18 protein-coding genes are annotated in these 19,447 nt (G+C 63.4%); 11 read left to right on the plus strand and 7 right to left on the minus strand.

Features of this window, described 5'->3' with window-relative positions; genetic code table 11:
- Positions 1 to 17: 17 nt before the first annotated feature.
- On the minus strand, positions 18 to 1,136 hold the full coding sequence (locus tag NKH16_RS28660) for an NAD(P)/FAD-dependent oxidoreductase (protein ID WP_352748211.1): 1,119 nt from the start codon (positions 1,134 to 1,136) through the stop codon (positions 18 to 20).
- A gap of 166 nt (positions 1,137 to 1,302) precedes the next feature.
- Here NKH16_RS28660 and NKH16_RS28665 point away from each other — a divergent pair, with 166 nt between their 5' ends.
- Entirely contained in the window at positions 1,303 to 2,679 is a 1,377-nt protein-coding gene (locus tag NKH16_RS28665) for an aspartate aminotransferase family protein (protein WP_352748209.1), read from the plus strand.
- An 88-nt stretch (positions 2,680 to 2,767) separates the two neighbouring features.
- Here NKH16_RS28665 and NKH16_RS28670 read toward each other — a convergent pair whose 3' ends face one another.
- The 5 genes from NKH16_RS28670 to NKH16_RS28690 form a co-directional block, all read right to left on the minus strand.
- On the minus strand, positions 2,768 to 3,880 hold the full coding sequence (locus tag NKH16_RS28670; RefSeq protein ID WP_352748207.1) for a nucleotidyltransferase family protein: 1,113 nt from the start codon (positions 3,878 to 3,880) through the stop codon (positions 2,768 to 2,770).
- A gap of 219 nt (positions 3,881 to 4,099) precedes the next feature.
- Positions 4,100 to 5,248 (minus strand): alcohol dehydrogenase family protein, encoded by a 1,149-nt coding sequence (locus tag NKH16_RS28675; RefSeq protein ID WP_352748205.1) that lies wholly within the window; start codon positions 5,246 to 5,248, stop codon positions 4,100 to 4,102.
- Between the two features lie 9 nt (positions 5,249 to 5,257).
- Positions 5,258 to 6,637 (minus strand): aspartate aminotransferase family protein, encoded by a 1,380-nt coding sequence (locus NKH16_RS28680; RefSeq protein ID WP_352748204.1) that lies wholly within the window; start codon positions 6,635 to 6,637, stop codon positions 5,258 to 5,260.
- A gap of 35 nt (positions 6,638 to 6,672) precedes the next feature.
- Complete coding sequence (locus NKH16_RS28685) at positions 6,673 to 8,166, minus strand: NAD-dependent succinate-semialdehyde dehydrogenase (protein ID WP_352748203.1); 1,494 nt, start codon at positions 8,164 to 8,166, stop codon at positions 6,673 to 6,675.
- Between the two features lie 127 nt (positions 8,167 to 8,293).
- Positions 8,294 to 8,785, minus strand: coding sequence for an Lrp/AsnC family transcriptional regulator (locus NKH16_RS28690; RefSeq protein ID WP_031211913.1), 492 nt, complete (start codon positions 8,783 to 8,785; stop codon positions 8,294 to 8,296).
- An 82-nt stretch (positions 8,786 to 8,867) separates the two neighbouring features.
- On the opposite strand from NKH16_RS28690, the gene ehuR reads away from it, so the two are divergent.
- The 10 genes from ehuR to doeB all read left to right on the plus strand — a co-directional run bounded on the left by ehuR (position 8,868) and on the right by doeB (position 18,586).
- A complete protein-coding gene (gene ehuR, locus NKH16_RS28695; protein ID WP_352748201.1) occupies positions 8,868 to 10,253 on the plus strand; it encodes a MocR-like ectoine utilization transcription factor EhuR in 1,386 nt (461 codons plus the stop codon).
- A gap of 121 nt (positions 10,254 to 10,374) precedes the next feature.
- Positions 10,375 to 11,160: an ectoine/hydroxyectoine ABC transporter ATP-binding protein EhuA gene (ehuA, locus tag NKH16_RS28700; protein ID WP_023677199.1), complete on the plus strand. Its 786-nt coding sequence runs from the start codon at positions 10,375 to 10,377 to the stop codon at positions 11,158 to 11,160.
- A gap of 65 nt (positions 11,161 to 11,225) precedes the next feature.
- Positions 11,226 to 12,077: an ectoine/hydroxyectoine ABC transporter substrate-binding protein EhuB gene (ehuB, locus tag NKH16_RS28705; RefSeq protein WP_023677200.1), complete on the plus strand. Its 852-nt coding sequence runs from the start codon at positions 11,226 to 11,228 to the stop codon at positions 12,075 to 12,077.
- A 187-nt stretch (positions 12,078 to 12,264) separates the two neighbouring features.
- Positions 12,265 to 12,924 carry an ectoine/hydroxyectoine ABC transporter permease subunit EhuC gene (gene ehuC / locus NKH16_RS28710; RefSeq protein WP_023677201.1) on the plus strand — a complete coding sequence of 220 codons (660 nt, stop codon included), beginning with the start codon at positions 12,265 to 12,267 and terminating at the stop codon, positions 12,922 to 12,924.
- Positions 12,925 to 12,940: 16 nt separating this feature from the next.
- Positions 12,941 to 13,600: an ectoine/hydroxyectoine ABC transporter permease subunit EhuD gene (gene ehuD, locus NKH16_RS28715; RefSeq protein WP_023677202.1), complete on the plus strand. Its 660-nt coding sequence runs from the start codon at positions 12,941 to 12,943 to the stop codon at positions 13,598 to 13,600.
- A complete protein-coding gene (gene eutA, locus NKH16_RS28720; protein ID WP_352679172.1) occupies positions 13,597 to 14,370 on the plus strand; it encodes an ectoine utilization protein EutA in 774 nt (257 codons plus the stop codon). Before ehuD ends, eutA begins: the two co-directional genes overlap by 4 nt.
- A 10-nt stretch (positions 14,371 to 14,380) precedes the next feature.
- Positions 14,381 to 15,373 carry a hydroxyectoine utilization dehydratase EutB gene (eutB, locus tag NKH16_RS28725; protein ID WP_352903055.1) on the plus strand — a complete coding sequence of 331 codons (993 nt, stop codon included), beginning with the start codon at positions 14,381 to 14,383 and terminating at the stop codon, positions 15,371 to 15,373.
- Complete coding sequence (locus tag NKH16_RS28730; RefSeq protein ID WP_352452347.1) at positions 15,370 to 16,362, plus strand: cyclodeaminase; 993 nt, start codon at positions 15,370 to 15,372, stop codon at positions 16,360 to 16,362. The genes eutB and NKH16_RS28730 overlap by 4 nt, the downstream gene beginning before the upstream one ends.
- 38 nt (positions 16,363 to 16,400) lie before the next feature.
- A complete protein-coding gene (gene doeA / locus NKH16_RS28735; RefSeq protein WP_352748199.1) occupies positions 16,401 to 17,579 on the plus strand; it encodes an ectoine hydrolase DoeA in 1,179 nt (392 codons plus the stop codon).
- A 5-nt stretch (positions 17,580 to 17,584) separates the two neighbouring features.
- The gene (gene doeB, locus NKH16_RS28740) at positions 17,585 to 18,586 is read left to right on the plus strand and encodes a N(2)-acetyl-L-2,4-diaminobutanoate deacetylase DoeB (protein WP_023677207.1); all 1,002 of its coding nucleotides are present in this window, start codon (positions 17,585 to 17,587) and stop codon (positions 18,584 to 18,586) included.
- A 3-nt stretch (positions 18,587 to 18,589) separates the two neighbouring features.
- On the opposite strand, the gene NKH16_RS28745 is transcribed toward doeB, so the two are convergent.
- Positions 18,590 to 19,279 (minus strand): GntR family transcriptional regulator, encoded by a 690-nt coding sequence (locus tag NKH16_RS28745; RefSeq protein WP_031211916.1) that lies wholly within the window; start codon positions 19,277 to 19,279, stop codon positions 18,590 to 18,592.
- Between the last annotated feature and the right edge of the window lie 168 nt (positions 19,280 to 19,447).

Here is a 19,447-nt window from a genome sequence, read left to right on the forward strand (position 1 = left end):
GCGCGGGGCGCCGCACGCTACAACTTCGGCGCGAGGCACTGCGCGACATGGTCGGCAATTGTCAGGCAGGAGGTCAGGCCCGGGCTTTCGATGCCGAACAGGTTGACCAGGCTATCCACGCCGTGCACCGCCACGTCCTGGACGACGAAGTCGGCGTTGGCCGCACCGGGACCGGACAGTTTTGGCCGGATGCCGCTATAGGCGGGCTGCAGGCTGCCATCGGCCAGGGCCGGCCAGTATTTGCGGATCTCGCTGTAGAAGCGTTCGCCACGAGCCGGATCGACGCGATAGTCGAGTTGATCGGTCCATTCGACGTCCGGCCCGAAGCGGGTGACGCCGTTGAGGTCGAGCGTCAGATGAACACCGAGCCCGCCGGGTTCGGGCACCGGATAGACCAATCGCGAGAACGGCGCACGGCCGGCCACCGAAAAATAATTGCCCTTGGCATAATGGAGCTTTGGCACGAATTGCTGATTGAGCCCTTCAAGCGAACCGGCAAGGGCTGCGGCGCCAAGCCCGGCGGCATTGACGAAACGCGGAGTGGCGATCTCGAAGCGCTCGCCGCCGGCAGCGTCCACCGTCTCGAGCACGACGCGGCCTGCTTCGATGCGGCCGGAGGCGATGCGCGTGTTGAGACTAAGTGCCGCCCCGTGCTCCTCGGCGTCGCCCAACAGGGCGAGCATCAGGGCATGGCTGTCGATGATGCCGGTGGCGGGCGACAGCAGCGCCGCCGTGCACTTAAGGCTGGGCTCCAGCGTATGCGCCTCGGCTTCGCTCAAGCGCAACAGGTCGCCGGCGCCGCAAGTGCGTGCATTGGCCCGGATTGAGGCGAGCACCGGCTCCTGTTCGGCATTTGTGGCAACGATGAGCTTGCCGCAGCGCGCGTGTGGGACCGCCCGCTCCTCGCAATAGCGATAGAGTCTTTCCCGGCCGGCCACGCAGAACCGGGCTTTCAGCGATCCAACCGGATAGTGGAGGCCGGCATGGATGACCTCGGAATTGCGCGAACTTGTCCCGGTGCCGATAGCGTTCTCGGCTTCCAGGACCAGCGTATCGATGCCGCGCTGCGCCATCTCTCGCGCGATCGCCAGGCCAACAACGCCGGCGCCGGCGACAATGCAGTCGACATGGTCCACGGTTAGGTCAAGCCGAAGTTCTGCATGCGTCCATCCATCCGCTGGCCCTGTCGAAAGCGCTTGACACTATACCGTTCGAGAAAGATGCATCAAACGGCATAACGCACGGGGACCTGCTGAGCCGGACCGGCGGCAGGATTGTTCCGCGTCAGCATCAGGAGCCGTCATGGACGCAAGACCGAATTCACCCGAAGCCCGCGACATAAGCTTTCACATGCATGGCTATACGAATGCGCGCAAGCATCAGGAGTCGGGGCCGCTCGTCATCGAGAAGGGCGACGGCATCTATGTCGAGGACCTTGCCGGCAACCGCTATATCGAGGCGATGGCGGGGCTCTGGAGCGTCGCGGTCGGCTTTTCGGAGAAGCGGCTGGTCGATGCGGCAGTACGGCAAATGTCGAAGCTGCCTTACTATCACGATTTCGGCTCCAAATCGCATTCGCCGCTGATCGATCTCGCCGAGAGACTGGTGCAGATGGCGCCGGTGCCGATGAGCAAGGCGTATTTCAGCAATTCCGGCTCCGAGGCCAACGATACGGCCATGAAGATGATCTGGTACCGGTCGAATGCGCTCGGCCAGCCGGCGCGCAAGAAGATCATCAGCCGCAAGAAGGGCTATCACGGCGTCACCATCGCCTCGGCAAGCCTGACCGGACTGCCCAACAACCACACTTCCTTTGACCTGCCGATTGCCAATGTGCTGTATACCTCGACGCCGCACCATTGGCGCGAGGCGCTGCCGGGTGAAAGCGAGGAGCTGTTTTCGACGCGGCTTGCCGACGAACTGGAAAAGCTGATCCTCGCCGAAGGACCGGAAACCATCGCCGCCTTTTTCGGCGAACCGATCATGGGCGCCGGCGGCGTCATCGTACCGCCGGCGGGCTACTGGGAGAAGATACAGGCGGTCCTGTCGAGATACGACATCCTGCTCATCGCCGACGAGGTGATCTGCGGCTTTGGCCGAACTGGTGAGATGTTCGGCTCGCAGACCTTCGGCATCAGGCCCGACATCATGGTGTTATCGAAACAGATCTCTTCGTCCTACCTGCCGATCTCAGCCCTGCTGATCAATGACAAGGTATTCGAGCCGATCGCCGACGAAAGCAACCGTATCGGCACCTTCGGCCACGGTTTCACCGGCGGCGGCCATCCTGTTGCGGCAGCGGTCGCGCTCGAGAACCTGAAGCTGATCGAGGAGCGCGACCTTGTCGGCAATGCGCGTGCGGTCGGCGCGCATATGCTGAAGCGGCTGCGCACGCTCGCTTCGCACCCGCTTGTCGGCGAGGTGCGCGGCATCGGCCTGATTTCGGCGGTCGAACTGGTCGGCGACAAGGCGAACAAGGCGCCGTGGGGGAAGACCAGTGAACTGGGCGGGCTCGTCAACGGCTTCATGCAGCAGAACGGCGTCATCTCGCGCAATATGGGCGATGCGCTGGCTTTCTGCCCGCCGCTGATCATCACCGAGCCGCAGGTCGACCAGGTGATCGACGCGTTTGAACGGTCGCTCGAGGCTGCCGCCAAGCAGATCCGATCGCAGAGCTGAATAGGCAAAGTCGATTTTTGAAACCTGAAAACAAAAACGCCTCGGCGACGGCTGGCAGAAGGTTACCCTCCACACCCGTTGCTGCCGTTTAGTCTCCGTGCTTTGTTTTCGCAGATGAGCCGCTGAATCCTTCCAGTTCCTCGCCGATTCCTGAAAGTGCGTTGACGATCGTCGCCTCGACGTCGCCACGCTGTTTCTGGGGAATCAAGCCAAGTCCTTTTTGTATCGCTTCACGCCAATGTTTCCCCCTGTCCCACGCTTCCGAAAACGCGACGGCGAGATCGTCCTGGCGACGGGTAGCTTCCAGTGCCTCGACCAGAAGTGCTGCCTGGCGGAAATCCTTTTCCCGCTTGCCCACGCCGTTTGCGTTGTTCTGTCGGCGCGAGGCAACGATCAGCTTGTGAACCGCATATCGTCCGGGCGACGGTACCACGACAGGCACTCCCGATCGATGCAGCAGCACAGTTCTGATTGGTTCGTGGATCAGGAAATCGAGAAACCGAAGAGGCTGCGCGGATGCACCGCCCAAAGACGGCATCGAGGTTGCATGATCGGCGTAGTCATCGCTGCCCGTGTTCGGTGTAAGGAACTCGACCTTGTATCGGACTGCGTTCTCGAATTGCGTCGCGTGTCCGGGATCTGATCTGTAAGGGATTTCCCTGAAGGTTGGGTCGATCTCCCTCAAGATTTCGAGGATGGGCGGCAGGCTGTCCTCGACCGCGGCCGACACGGAATGGAATAGGGCGAAGTCTGCATCGCCCGTCTGCAACGCTGCACCGGGCAGCTTCACGCCCAGATAGCCCGCGTAGGACTGAAAGGCGACTGTGCCGACCAGGACGCCGCGTAAGCGGAAGATGCCAGCCTTCCCCAGCGCCTCGACGACATCCCCGGTGAACCTTTCGGGTTCTGTCAGCCCTGCCTCGCGCACGAGCGTGGATACCAACTTCCTGCGGGCGCGAAGGTCGTCCTTGATCTGACGGAAGGATTCGACGCGTTTTGCAATCTCGGGATCGCTGTCAGGCCCGACATACCGTCGCGTTTTCGTCGGTTGCGTTTCCTCGAAATACCAGTATACCTTGCCCTTGACGGGCACCTTGACGAGATTGCCCGTCGTAGGGAAATCGGTTTCGAAGGCTGCGTCCAAGGATCGCTGGACGAGTTCCGCATACATCGTGCGGTAAACGAGGTCGACCGTCTTCATGTCGGGCGGCTCCGGTTATAAGAAAAATGCGGTTCTCTTATAGCGGCATGACCTCAAGGGACGCAAGCGGGTGTTATAAGAAAATCGCGAAAACCTTATAATGCCGCAGGAGAGGGTCAGGAATCCTTGTCGCCGGCGTGCAGCCAAATCAGAATGGGTTTTGCTCATTCAGATAAACAAAGCCATCACGAAAACGCTGCTTGGATGTGGCGCTCGACCTCACCGCGTCTGCGAACGGCCCGAGCCTGTGATAGGCGTTTTTGGTCGACGCGCTATTTTGGCGACCGCATCCGGCACGACCACCAGCTTGCCAACGAAATCCTTGGCGATGAAATCGGCCTGGGCGCGATGGAAATCGGACAGCTTGTAGACGCCGCCGACCAGCGGCCGGATCTTCTTCTCCTCGATGTAGCGCACGATGCGGCGGAAATCCGCCCGTGTGCCCTGGCTCGAGCCATGCAGTTGCAGCTGTTTCAGATACATGGTGCGCAGGTCGAGCTGCACGACCGGGCCGGCGATCGCGCCGGCCGTGGTGTAGCGGCCTTCGGGCCTCAAGATGCGCAAGAGGTCATTGAAGATGGCGCCGCCGACCAGATCGGCGACCACGTCGATTGGCCGCCCGCCGGTCGCCGCGCTGACGGCGGCCGGCAGATCGGCAACGCCACGGGTGATCACCGCCTCGGCGCCGATCTCACGCACGGCCTGTTCCTTGCCCTTGCCGGCAACCGCATAGGGAATGGCGCCGCGCGCCCGCGCCAGCTGCACGATGCCGGAGCCGACGCCGCCAGAGGCGCCGGTGACAAGCACACGCTCGCCGGCTTTCAATGCGGCGCGTTCCAACATCTGCTCGCCGGTGAGATAGGCGCAGCAGAAAGTGGCAAGCTCGACATCGCTCAGATCGGTGTCGACGACATGGGCGTTTTCGGACGGTACTGCCTGGTATTCGGCATAGCCGCCGTCGCGGCCATGGCCCATATAGTCGATGTCGGCGAGTGAATCGTCGTCGCGATTGTAGATGGAGAAATCGACCATCACCCGCTCGCCGATGCGGGCCGGCGACACGCCGTCGCCGACGGCAATGATGTTGCCGACCGTGTCGGTGCCCTGGATGCGCGGGAAGCTCAGCGTATTGCCCTGACGACGCCAGGTCGACACAGCGGCGGCATCCTCCTCCGTGCCATAGGCGCCCTGGCGCACCCAGACATCGGTGTTGTTCATGCCGCAAGCGGTGACCTTGACCAGCACCTCGCCCCGGGCGGGCGAGGGCACTTTCACGTCGGTGCGATAGACGAGCTTTTCCGGCCCGCCGTGCCCGATCAGCTGCACGGCGGCCATGGTGGCGGGGAGGGTTTTGGTCATGGCATTCATGTCGGCTCTTCAGATGTTTGCAAACACGCTCTTCACCGCGTCGGCCGTCTTCGACACGACGATATCAGCCTCTTCCCGCGTCAGGCAGAGCGGCGGCGCGAAACCGAGAATGTCGCCCTGCGGCATGGCGCGGCCGATGACGCCGCTTGCCGCAAGCGCGGTCGCGACCTGCGGTCCGATCTTTTGCGAGGCGTCGAAGAATACGCGGTCGTCCCGGTCGGCGACGAACTCGATCGCCGCCAGCATGCCGTCGCCGCGCACCTCGCCGACGTTTTTGTGGCCGCCGACGGCTTTCGTCAGCTCGGCGCGGAGATAGGCGCCGGTCTCGCCGGCGTTCCGCACCAGGTCCATCTCGTCGATCAGTTCCAGGTTGGCGACGCCGGCGGCGACGCAGATCGGGTGCGCCGAATAGGTCCAGCCATGGCCGAGCGAGCCGAGCTTGTCGGAGCCTTGGACGAGCACCTGCCAGACCTTGTCTGAGACTATGACGCCGGAGAGCGGCGCATAGGCCGAGGTCAGGCCCTTGGCGATGGTGATCAGGTCAGGCTTGATGCCGTAATGGTCGGAGCCGAACATGGTGCCCAGCCGGCCAAAGCCGGTGACGACCTCGTCGGCAACCAGAAGCACGTCGTACTTCTTCAGCACCGCCTGGATCTTCTCCCAGTAGCCGGCCGGCGGCGGCACGATGCCGCCGGTGCCGAGGATAGGCTCACCGATGAACGCGGCGACCGTCTCCGGCCCTTCGGCGAGAATCATCTCCTCGAGCTTGTCGGCACAGTATTGCGAAAACTGCTCCTCGCTCAGCGAGCGGTCGGCGCGGCGGAAATAGTAGGGCGCCTCGGTGTGCAGGACCGGCGCACGCGGCAGATCGAAGGCGTTGTGGAACAGGTCGAGGCCGGTCAGCGATCCGGTCATGATCCCGGAGCCGTGATAACCGCGCCAGCGCGAGATGATCTTCTTCTTCTCGGGCCGGCCGAGCACATTGTTGTAGTACCAGATCAGCTTAATGTTGGTTTCGTTGGCATCGGAACCGGAGAGGCCGAAATAGACCCTCGACATGCCCTCGGGCGCGCGGTCGATGATCATCTTGGAAAGCGTGATCGATGCCTCGGTGCCGTGCCCGACATAGGCGTGGTAATAGGCGAGGTTCTTGGCCTGCGCGGCGATGGCGTCGGCTATCTTCTGGCGGCCATAGCCGACATTGACGCAGTAGAGCCCGGCGAAGGCATCGATGCTCTTGCGCCCATTATTGTCCCAGATGGTGACGCCTTCGCCGCCGGCGATCACGCGGGTCGGTGATTCACCCCGCGCATGCGTTCCCATATGGGTCGAGGGATGGAAGAAATGATCGCGATCCCAGGCGGCGAGTTCGTTTGACTGGTCGAGCATTTTTTTAACTCCTAAGGGAAAGTGTCGGGCGCGGCTTACGCTACGTCGAGGCAGAGATATTTGAGATCGGTAAAGGCTTCGAGCCCGTGACGCGAGCCCTCGCGGCCCATGCCGGACTGTTTGACGCCGCCGAAGGGGATCGGCGCGCCGGTGATCTTCACGCGGTTGATGGCGACCATGCCATAGTCGAGCGCGCGGCCCATGCGCAATTGCCGGCCGCCGTTTTCAGTGACGACATAGGCGACGAGCCCGTATTCTGTCGCATTGGCGCGGGCGACAACTTCCTCTTCGCTGTCGAAAGGCGTCACTGCCGCAACCGGACCGAAGGTCTCCTCGCGCATGATCAGCGCGTCGTCTCCAACGTCGGCGAGCAGGGTCGGCTGGTAGAACAGCGGCCCAGCCACATGGCGGCCACCGCCGGTGAGGCAGCGCGCGCCACCAGCCAGCGCATCGGCGACCTGCTCTTCGATCTTCTTGACGCCGCGCTCGTGCATCAACGGCCCGATGTCGGTGTCGTCAGCCAGGCCATTGCCGGTCCGCAACGTCTCGATGCGCTTGGTGAAGGCGGCGCAAAAACGGTCGTAGATCGGGCGCTGGACATAGATGCGGTTGGCGGCGAGGCAGTCCTGGCCGGAGGTCGCGAATTTAGCGTCGACGGCGATGGTCACAGCCTTGTCGAGATCGGCGTCGGCGAAGACGATCAGAGGCGCATGACCGCCAAGCTCCATCACAAGACGCTTCATCGTCGGCGCACTTTGCGCGGCGATCAGCCTGCCGATCTCGGTCGAGCCGGTGAAGCTCATGGCGCGAACGCGCGGGTCTTCGCACATCCGCCCGACGATGATCGAAGCCCTGCCGGAGAGGACGTTGAACACGCCAGCCGGCAGGCCGGCACGTTCGCCAAGCTCGGCCAACGCCAGTGCAGACAGCGGCGTTTCCGAGGAAGGATGCGCGACGATGGTGCAGCCGGCGGCGAGGGCGGCCGCCGCCTTGCGGGTCAGCATGGCCGCGGGAAAATTCCACGGCGTGACGACGCCGACGACACCAAGCGGTTCGCGTCGCACCACCATCTCGGCATTTGGCAGATGGCTGGTGAAGCCTTCGGCGTTGAGACGTTTGGCCTCCTCGGCATACCATTCGACAAAAGAGGCGGCATAGTCGATCTCGCCGCGCGATTCCTTCAGCGGCTTGCCTTGCTCTAGCGTCATCAGCAGGGCCAGGTCATTTTTGGCGGCGACGATCAGATCGAACCATTTTCGCAAGATTTTCGACCGTTCCTGCGGCAGCAATGCGCGCCAGGCAGGAAGGGCGCGCGATGCCGCATCGATCGCCAATGTGGTCTGCCGGGCATCGAGCGCGGCAACGAAAGCGACGGTGGATCCGGTGGCCGGATCGGTCACCTCGAAACTCTCCGCCGTCTCGCTCGCCGTCCAGTGGCCAGCGACATAGGCGAGTTCGCGCAGCAGCCGCCGATCGGCGAGGCGATCAAGTGCTTCATGGCGGTGCGAGCGGGCAAAATGTGCGGACATCATCGGGCTCCCGGTTCGGGTGATGCCGCAAGACTATCTCTGCCGCGCAAACAGAGAGGCTGTTTGCGTGCCTGCACGTAGAGAGATTGTCTCTATTGCCCTGCCCAGCCAGACGATCTCTCCGGTATCAGGAAGATGCCGGCAACAGGTCCGCCACCGGCAGTACACTCTCCTCCTTCACCGTCTTGGTGACGATATAGGTGAAATAGCGGTCGATGCCGATCTCGCGCTCGAGCAGAGTGTCGACCAGCCGCTGATAGGCGTCGATGTCGCGCGCCATCACCTTCAGCAGGTAATCGACGCCGCCGCCGACAGACCAGCAGGCGACGATCTCGGGGATGTCGCGGATGACGCGCTCGAAACGGTCGAAATCGGCCTGGCGGTGGCTAGCCAGCGTCACCTCCATCAGCACGGTGGCGACCGGTGCGATGGCGCGCATGGCGATCCTGGCATGATAGCCGCAGACGATGCCGGCTTTTTCCAGCTTGCGCAGTCGCATCCAGCAAGGCGTCGGCGACAGGCCGACCTTCTCGGCCAACGCCAGCTTGGTGATGCGCCCGTCGCGCTGGATGGCGTCGAGGATTTTCAGGTCGATCGGATCGAGTTTCGCTGCAGCCATGATCGTCCACTTCTAGTGCCGGACACCATGACGGCGCATTATTTCGATTGTCAATTGCACTGATTTCGATCTCTAATAAGTCATGACATTTTGGCGACCAGATCCCGCTCTTATCCGGCGGCCGGCCTATCAATCGCTCGCCGACCAGTTGGCGCGCGCCATCCATGACGGGCGCCTGGCCAATGGCGCGCGCTTGCCGACGCACCGGCAGTTGGCTGACGATCTGCAACTTTCCGTGCAGACGGTCAGCCGCGCCTATGAGGAGCTGATCCGCCGCGGGCTGGTGTCCGGTGAGGTCGGCCGCGGCAGCTTCGTGCAGACGCAGCGCCGCGAGCCGGAGCCGCCCTATCTGCCGGAGCGGCTGGGCGAGGTCATCGATCTCTCCATCCTGAAGCCGGTCTGCGAACCGATGCATCTGGAGCGGCTGAGACAGGCGCTGGGCTGGCTCGCCGAAAACCTGCCGTCGAGCTCGGCGCTGTCGTTCAGGCCGAACATGGTGTTCCCGCGCCACCGCGCGGTGGGTGTCGAGTGGCTACGCCTCTGTGGCCTCGACGCGTCGCCGCAGAACATCAGCCTGACCAACGGCGCCACCGCAGGGATGACAGTGGCGCTGATGAGCGTGGCGCCGCCGGGTTCGACCGTCGCCACCGAGGCGATCGGCCACCACACGCTGATCCCGCTGGCGCGTTATCTCGGCTTCAACCTTGAGGGTTTGCCGATCGACGACAATGGGCTGATCCCGGAAGCGCTGGACGAGGCCTGCCGGCTGTCGGACATCCGCGCCGTGTTCGTGCAGCCGTCGGTGATCAACCCTACGGCCACCCTGATGGATGCCGGCCGGCGCGAACAGATTGCCGCCGTTGCGCGCAGGCATGACATCGCCATTATCGAAAACGACGTCCTCGGCCCGTTGGTCGAGGACCGGCCGCCGCCGGTAGCCGCCTTCGCGCCCGAGCGCACGCTCTACGTCACCTCCTTCACCAAGATCGTGGTGCCGGGCCTGCGCATCGGCTATCTCGCGGCGCCCGATCGTTATGTCGCCGCGGTCGCCAACCGCCATCTCGTCTCGAACTGGATGGCGACGCCGCTGGTGGCCGAGATCGCCACCAAATGGGTGGCCGACGGCACCGCGATGGAACTCGTGCGATGGCAGCGTATGGCTTTGCGGCGGCGTCTGGACATCGCCGCCGAGGTGCTCGCCGGAGTGGACTATCGGGCTCATCGCGACGGGCTGCATGTCTGGCTGCAACTGCCCGATGATCGCGGCGAGGAAAGCTTTGTTTCCCAGGCCCGCCTGCAGGGCGTGGCGATCGCGCCCGGTACGTCGTTTCGCATTTCGCAGACGCCTTGGCATCCAGCTGTCCGGATTTCGCTTGGCTCGACCACGGAGGGGGAACTGCGTGCCGGTCTCGGCGTTGTCACCAAGCTTCTGCTCGGCGATCCCGAGCATCTCCTGCTTGCGATCTAGACGGCGAATGGCGCGAAATTGTGCGGAATCCGAAATATTGTCATGATATTATTTTCTTGATTGACATGATTTGCCGCGATCCGCATCGTTAAAGGCAAGCTTCTCCAGCACGGGAAATCCATTGTCGGCGCCCATCATCAAGATCGACGGCATTTCAAAAAGCTTCGGCACCTTCAAGGTGCTGGACGGCCTCTCGATGCAAGTCATGCCCGGCGAGAAGCTGGCACTGATCGGCCCGTCGGGTTCGGGCAAGACGACGATCCTGCGCATCCTGATGACGCTGGAGCGTATCGACAGCGGCCACATCCAAGTCGACGGCGAACAGTTGTACCACATGGAGCGTAACGGCCGGCTGCTGACGGCCGATGAACGGCATTTGGCAAAGATGCGCCAGAAGATCGGCATGGTCTTCCAACTGTTCAATCTGTTTCCGCACAAATGCGTCATCGACAATGTGACGCTGGCACCGATGCTGACCAAAGGCGTGCCGCGGGCCGCCGCCGAAAAGCGGGCGATGGAACTGCTCGACATGGTCGGCATGGTCGACAAGGCCAAGGCGATGCCGGCGCAGCTTTCAGGCGGCCAGAAGCAGCGCGTCGCGATTGCGCGGGCGCTGGCGCTGTCGCCGAAGATCATGCTGTTCGACGAGGTCACCTCGGCGCTCGACCCGGAACTCGTCGACGAGGTGCTCAACGTCATGCGCAAGCTCGCGGCCGAGACCGACATGACCATGCTGCTGGTCACCCACGAGATGGGTTTCGCCCATGACTTCGCCGACCGGGTGCTGTTCTTCGATCGCGGCAGAATAGTCGAGGAGGGCAAGCCCGACGAGATTTTCCGCCATCCCAAACAGGAGCGCACGCAAGGTTTCCTGAAGAAGATCATTGCGGCCGGACATCGGGTCTGACTGCCATGCGAGGCGGCGACGCCTCAAGCAAGCCAAGAAGACAGACAAACAAGGAGTTGGGAACAATGAAGAAATTTGCCATTTTGGCCGGCGTCGCCGGTATCGCGCTGACGGCGGTGCTGGCCGCCTCGACGGCCGGCTCGGCCGACGACAGCAAGCTCGAAGAGCTCAAGGCGCAAGGCTTTGCCCGCGTCGCCATCGCCAACGAGCCGCCCTATACGGCGGTCGCTGCCGACGGCAAGGTTTCGGGTGCGGCGCCTGACGTTGCCCGTGAAATCTTCAAGCGCCTTGGCGTCAACGATATCGTCGCCTCGATCTCGGAATATGGCGCGATGATTCCCGGCCTGCAGGCCGGCCGTTTCGACGTCGTCACTGCCGGCCTGTTCATGAAGCCGGAACGTTGTGCTGCGGTCGCCTATTCGGAACCGGTGCTGTGCGACGCCGAGGCGATGCTGGTGAAGAAGGGCAACCCGAAGGGCTTCAAGAGCTACGAGGACGTCGCGAAGGACGCGAGCGCCACGATCGGCGCGCCGGGTGGCGGCACCGAAGAGAAGCTTGCGCTCACCGCAGGTGTGCCGCGCGAGCGCGTCATCGTCGTGCCGGACGGCCAGAGCGGCCTGAAGATGCTGCAGGACGGCCGCATCGATGCTTATTCGCTGCCCGTGCTGTCGATCAACGACCTGGTCAAGAAAGCCAATGATCCGAACCTCGAAGTCATCGCGCCGGTGGTCGGTGCGCCGGTCTATTGCGACGGCGCGGCCTTCAAGAAGGGCGACGAAGCGCTGCGCGACGCCTATGATGTCGAGCTGGCGAAACTGAAGAAGTCCGGCGAGTTCGCCAAGATCATCGAGCCTTACGGCTTCTCGGCGGCGGCGGCAATGTCGACGAGCCGCGACAAGCTCTGCTCGGCGAAGTAGGTGCGTTCTTCCTTCTCCCCGTTCACGGGGAGAAGGTGGCCCGAAGGGCCGGATGAGGGGCGGCGCCATACTCCGGTTGGTTCGCGCTGCCCCTCATCTGCCTGCCGGCATCTTCTCCCCGTGAACGGGGAGAAGGACGCTGGAACCAACGTGTCGCTAGACATTCAACGCGGAAACTTTCGACCCAATGACCCAATGGTCCGGCTATTTCGGCCTGATATTGCAAGGAGCGCTTGTCACCATCGAGCTGACGCTGATGGGGTCGGTGCTGGCCTTGGTCATGGCCTTTCTTGCCGGGCTGGGGCGGCTGTCGCGGTTTTTCGTGCTACGCGCGCTGGCCACCGCCTATATCGAGTTCTTCCGCGGCACCTCGATTTTCGTGCAGCTGTTCTGGGCTTATTTCGTGCTGCCTTTTGCCGGCATTTCGTTGACGCCGCTGCAGGCCGGGGTGCTGGCGCTGGGCCTCAATGTCGGCGCCTATGCGGCGGAAGTGGTGCGTGGCGCCATCAAGTCTATCGGCCGCGAACAATATGAGGCCTGCACCGCCCTCAATCTCGGCCGCTGGCAAGCCATGCACCATATCATCTTGCCGCAGGCGCTTCTGGTGATGCTGCCAACCTTCGGCAACAACGCCATTGAATTGCTCAAGGCCACCGCCGTCGTTTCGCTAATCTCGCTCGCCGACCTGACCTTCCAGGCGCAGGTGGTGCGCTCGCAGACCGGCAATACTCTGGTGCCGTTCAGCACCATCCTCGTCATCTATTTCGTCCTGGCGCTGCTCATCTCATGGGGCGTGCGGTCGCTGGAACGCCGCATGGCTCGTGGCCTCGACGGGGTGCGCGTATGATGGACCGGGCCTGATAATGGAATGGGATTGGGATTTTGTCCGGCAGATCCTGCCGACGCTGATCGAGGGGGTGAAGATCACCATCCTGGCGACGCTGCTTGGCTCGGTGCTGGCGGCCATCGTTGGGTTGGGCATCGCATTGGCGCGCCGGTCGCCGAACAGGGCTCTGTCGCGCACCGTCGGTTTCCTTGCCGAGTTCATCCGTGGCACGCCGCTGTTGGTGCAGCTCTATTTCATCTTCTACGTGCTGCCGGATTTTGGCATCCTGTTGCCGCCGCTTGTCGCGGGCGTCATCGGTCTCGGGCTGCATTACGGCACTTACACGGCCGAGGTCTACCGCGCCGGCATCGATAATGTTCCGCGCGGCCAGTGGGAAGCGGCCAAGGCCTGCAATCTGAACGCCACCCAGACCTGGACGCACATCATCATTCCGCAGGCGATCCCGCCGATGATCCCGGCGCTTGCCAATTATTTCATCGCCATGTTCAAAGAGACGCCGCTGCTGTCGGCGATCACCGTGCTCGAACTGATGAACCAGGCCAAGAGCGTCGCCAATACCTATTATCGGTATATCGAACCGATCACCTTGGTCGGCGCCTTCTTCCTCGCCATCAGCCTGTTCTCGGTGGTGCTGCTGCGCTGGCTGGAACACCGTTATGGGCGGATCGAAAGATGAGCGCTGCACCCGAAATCCGCCTGCGCCCGGCCCGGCCGCCGCTCGATGCGCGTCCGCTGGAAAAGCGGGTCGGCCTGATCATCCTTGCCACCGACCATACGAGCGAACCGGATTTTCACCGCATGGTGGCAAGCGATCGTATCGGCGTCTATGTCGCGCGCATCCCCTACGCCAACCCGACGACGCCGGACAATTTGCGCAAGATGCAGCCGTCACTGACGGCGGCCGCGGCCCTGATCCTGCCCGACGAGCCGCTCGATGCGATCTGCTATTCCTGCACCTCAGCTTCCGTCGTGATCGGCGATGCCGAAATCGAGGCGGCGGTGCAGGCCGCCAAGCCCGGCGTGCCGGTGGTCACGCCGCCGATGGCCGGGGTGCGCGGCCTGAAGGCGCTGGGCGCCAAGACGATCAGCATCCTCACGCCCTATACGGTCGAGACCAGCCGGCCGATGGCGGCCTATTTCACCGAGCATGGTTTCGAGATCGCTAGCTTCACTTGCCTCGGCTTCGAGGATGATCGCGAGATGGCGCGGATTGCGCCGAAATCCTTGGTCGATCTGGCTCGCGAGGCGATGGCCGAACACTCGGACGCGCTGTTTGTCTCCTGCACGGCACTGCGGTCCGCGGCGGCAGTTGTCGGCATGGAAGAAGCCATCGGCCGTCCTGTCGTCACCAGCAACCAGGCGACAGCCTGGAATTGCCTGCGGCTTTGCGACGACGACGAGCCGCGCCCTGAATTCGGCCGTCTGATGACGCTGCCGCTGAACTGATTGATAAGCCATGACCACGTCCAGGATAAGCCTCTCCGATATCCACGCCGCGCGCGAGCGCATCGCAGACAAGGTCGAGCGTACGCCGACCGTCACTTCCCGGAGTCTTTCCCAGCACTTGGACGCTCCTGTTTATCTCAAGCTCGAACACCGGCAGACCACCGGCGCCTTCAAGCTGCGCGGTGCCTCGAACGCTATCGCTTCGCTGACAGAAGAGGAGAAGGCGCGCGGCGTCGTCGCTGCCTCGACCGGCAACCACGGCCGGGCGCTGGCTTATGCCGCTCGACTGCAAGGTATCGACGCGACGATCTGCATGTCGCGGCTGGTGCCGCAGAACAAGCTGGACGAGATCCGTCGGCTCGGCGCCGAGATCCGCATCGTCGGCAACAGCCAGGACGATGCGCAGCGGGAGGTCGAACGGCTGGTCGCGGAAGAGGGGCCGATCATGCTGCCGCCCTTCGACCATCCTGCCATTGTCGCCGGGCAAGGCACGCTCGGGCTGGAGATCATCGAACAGGTTCCGGACGCCGCCTTGGTGCTGGTGCCGCTTTCCGGCGGTGGGCTGGCGGCTGGCGTAGCTGCTGCCGTGAAGGGCGTCAGCCCGGCGACGAAGGTGATGGGCGTTTCAATGGCGCGCGGTGCGGCGATGAAGGCGAGCCTCGACGCCGGACATCCGGTTTTGGTCGAGGAACTGCCGACACTGGCCGATTCCCTCGGCGGCGGCATAGGCCTCGACAACCGGCTGACCTTTTCCATGTGCCGCGACCTGCTCGACGATGTGATCCTGCTCAGCGAGGGCGAGATCGCCACCGGCATCCGCCATGCCTATGAACAGGAGCGCGAGATCGTCGAAGGCGCCGGCGCGGTCGGCATCGCAGCCGTGCTTGCCGGCAAGGTCAGGGCGAGCGGCCCGACGGTGCTCGTGCTGTCCGGCCGCAACATCGATATGACACTGCACCGCAAGATCATCTGCGGCGAAGCAATTGCGGAGAGCGCAGCATGAGCCGGATGACGATCCTCACCGAAGCTGAATTGCGCAAGATCGTGAAGCTCGATCTTGATGCCATCGCCTGCGTCGAGAACGCGTTTCGGGCGCTCGCTACCTTGCCGGTGGCGATGCCGCCGATCCTGCGGCTGGACATTCCAGAGCATCGCGGCGAGGTCGACGTCAAGACCGCCTATGTACCGGGTATCGACGGTTTTGCTATCAAGATCAGCCCTGGCTTTTTCGATAATCCCAAGCTCGGCCTGCCCAGCGTCAACGGCATGATGGTGCTGCTGTCGGCGAAAACCGGATTGGTCGAGGCGCTGCTGCTCGACAATGGCTATCTCACCGACATCCGCACGGCCGCCGCCGGTGCGGTCGCCGCCAAACATCTGTCGCGGCCGGGTTCCTCCGTTGCCGCGATCTTCGGCGCCGGTGTTCAGGCCGGACTGCAGCTCGAAGCGCTGATGCTGGTGCGGCCGATCACCGAGGCTCGCGTCTGGGCAAGGGATGCCGCCAAGGCCGAGGCCGCGGCCGACGCATTGTCCGAAAGACTGGGCATCGCCGTTCACGCCGAGCCCGACGCGGCAAAGGCTGCGGCCGATGCCGACATCATCGTCACCACGACGCCGTCGACCGAGCCGCTGATCAAGGCCGGCTTCGTTTCCGCCGGCCAGCATATCACTGCCATGGGCTCGGATGCCGAGCACAAGAACGAGATCGCGCCGGCGATCCTGCGCATGGCCGATCTCTACGTCGCCGATAGCGCCAAACAGACGCGCCGGCTGGGCGAACTGCACCATGCTATCGCGGCGGGCGTGATGGCGTCCGATGCCGAAATCACCGAGCTTGGCCACATCATCGCCGGCGAAAGGCATGGCCGGCGCTCGGACAGCGACATCACCATTGCCGACCTGACCGGCACCGGCGTGCAGGACACGGCGATCGCCACGCTCGCCCGCGACCGTGCGCGTGCAGCCAAGACCGGTACGATTTTCGAAAGCTGATGCTGGCCGCAAGGCCCAACAAACGAGGACCAAGAACAATGCAGCCCAATTTGAAATTCTCGCGCGGCGAATATGCGAAGCGCCTCGCCAAAACGCGGAAGGTCATGGAGGCCAAGGGCGTCGATCTATTGATCGTCAGCGATCCGTCCAACATGGCCTGGCTGACCGGCTACGACGGCTGGTCGTTCTACGTGCACCAGGCTGTCATCGTGCCGCCGTCGGGCGAGCCGGTGTGGTACGGGCGCGGCCAGGACGCCAACGGCGCCAAGCGCACCGCCTATCTCGCGCACGACAACATCATCGGCTATGCCGACCACTATGTGCAGTCGACCGAGCGCCATCCGATGGATTTTCTGTCCAGCGTGCTCTCCGATCGCGGCTGGGGCAAGCTCAGCATCGGCGTCGAGATGGACAATTACTGGTTCTCGGCCGCTGCCTTCGCAGCGCTGCAGAAGCACTTACCCAATGCCCGCTTCGTCGACGCCACGGCACTCGTCAACTGGCAGCGCGCGGTGAAGAGCCCGACCGAAATCGACTACATGCGCAAGGCCGCCCGCATCGTCGAAGCGATGCACCAGCGCATCGTCGATAAGATCGAGGTCGGCATGCGCAAATGCGACCTGGTCGCCGAGATCTACGATGCCGGCACGCGCGGCGTCGACGGCATCGGCGGCGACTATCCGGCGATCGTGCCGCTGCTGCCGTCAGGCGCCGACGCATCGGCGCCGCATCTGACCTGGGACGACCGGCCGATGAAATCGGGCGAGGGCACCTTCTTCGAGATCGCCGGCTGCTACAACCGCTATCACTGCCCGCTGTCGCGGACCGTGTTCCTTGGTAAACCGACGCCGGAATTCCTCGATGCAGAAAAGGCGACGCTGGAAGGCATGGAGGCGGGACTTGCCGCCGCCAAGCCCGGCAACACATGCGAGGACATCGCCAACGCCTTCTTCGCGGTGCTGAAGCGGTACGGCATCGTCAAGGACAACCGCACCGGGTACCCGATCGGGCTTTCCTATCCGCCTGACTGGGGCGAGCGCACGATGAGCCTGCGTCCAGGCGACCGCACCGAGTTGAAGCCCGGTATGACCTTCCATTTCATGACCGGCTTGTGGCTTGAGACGATGGGGCTGGAAATCACCGAATCCATCCTGATCACCGAGACGGGCGTCGAGTGCCTGGCGAATGTGCCGCGCAAACTGGTGGTGAAGAATTGAGTCCGATGTCCAGCCTTCGCCCGTCACCGATCACGCCGACCGTCGATTTCGAGCGCGACGGCGTGCAGCACGGTTTCCTGCGCCTGCCTTACAGCCGCGACGATTCCGCCTGGGGGTCGGTGATGATCCCGATCTGCGTCATCCGCAACGGCAAGGGGCCGAGCGCATTGCTCACCGGCGGCAATCATGGCGACGAGTACGAGGGGCCGCTGGCGCTCTATGACCTCGCCCGTACGCTCGACCCGAAGCAAGTCAGCGGCACGATCATCATCGTGCCGGCGATGAACTATCCGGCGTTCCGCGCCGGCACGCGCACCTCGCCGATCGACAAGGGCAATCTCAACCGCAGCTTTCCCGGCCGGCCCGACGGCACGGTGACCGAGAAGATCGCTGATTATTTCCAGCGCGAGCTTCTGCCCCGTACAGACATCGCGCTCGACTTCCACTCCGGCGGCAAGACGCTCGACTTCGTGCCGTTCTGCGCCGCCCACATCCGGCCCGACAAGGTGCTGGAAGCGAAGGGTTTCGCTGCGGTTGAAGCCTTCTCCGCACCATGGTCGATGAAAATGCTGGAGATCGACGCGGTCGGCATGTTCGACACTGCCGCCGAAGAGATGGGCAAGCTGTTCATCACCACAGAGCTTGGCGGCGGCGGGACTTCGCGCGCGGAAACGGTACGGATCGCACGTCGCGGCGTGCTCAATGTGCTGCGCCATGCCGGCATCGTCGCCGGCGCGGTCGAGATGCAGCCAACCCGCTGGCTCGACATGCCGTCCGGCGATTGCTTCTCGTTCGCCGAGGACGACGGGATGATCGAAACCATGATCGATCTCGGCGAGCCGGTGGCAGAGAACCAGGTGCTGGCACGTATCCATTCCATAGGCCGCACCGGCGGCGCTCCGCAGGAGATCCGGGCCAAAATGTCCGGTCTGTTGGCGGCGCGGCATTTTCCGGGGCTGGTCAAGGCCGGCGACTGCGCTGCCGTGGTCGCCGTGCTGGTCGATTGACGGTTAGGAAGCCGATGTCGGGAACGGCTCGGTCCTGCCTTTGGGGCGATCGCCGATCGCAAAGACGGCGCTCGCCTCGCTGACGATCGAGACATGATCCTTGGCGGCTGTTCCGGCCGCCGCACTGTCGCCGCGCATGATTGCGGTGACGATGGCGTCATGTTCTTGCCAGGACTGGGCCAGCCGCCCGGGCAGCATGAATTGCGCGCGCCGGAACGGCGCCAGGCGGCCGCGGGTCATGACGGTCAGTTCATAAATGTGCTTGCTGTGGGCGCCGCGATAGAGCCGGGTGTGGAATTCGGTGTTGAAAAGCTCATACTCTTCTTCGGCACCGAGCTGCACGAAGCGCGCCGAGGCCTGGTGCTCGGCCTCCAGCGTGCGGCGCTCGCCAGCGGTCATGCGCTCGGCCGAGAACCGCGCGCAGATCGCTTCAAGCTCGGCCATGCTTTCGAACATCGAGGCGAGGTGCTCCTGCGTCACCACGGCGACGGTGGCGCCGCGGTTCGGCCGCCTTTCGACCAGCCCCATGGCGCTGAGCCGGCTGAGCGCTTCCCTGATCGGCGTGCGTGAGACGTCGAAGCGGGCGGCGAGCGAGGCCTCGTCGAGCTTTTCGCCCGGGCGCAGGAAACCGGTGACGATCCGGTCGCTGATCGCCCTCACCATCTGATCGACGGTCGTGCCCGACCTGATCAAATTGCGCTTTCCCGACACCTCTCCTCCGTCCAGTCTTTTCGCTAGAGCCGTAAGCCACTCACCGGCTTCGATTCCTCCGCATCTCTGTATGCCTATGTTTTAGCCTTCATGTCAAATTGGCGATTTTGGAGGCAAAAAGTGTATGCAATTGCTCCGGCTTTGTGCAGT

The organism is Mesorhizobium sp. M1307 (genome assembly GCF_040318155.1).
Taxonomy (GTDB): domain Bacteria; phylum Pseudomonadota; class Alphaproteobacteria; order Rhizobiales; family Rhizobiaceae; genus Mesorhizobium.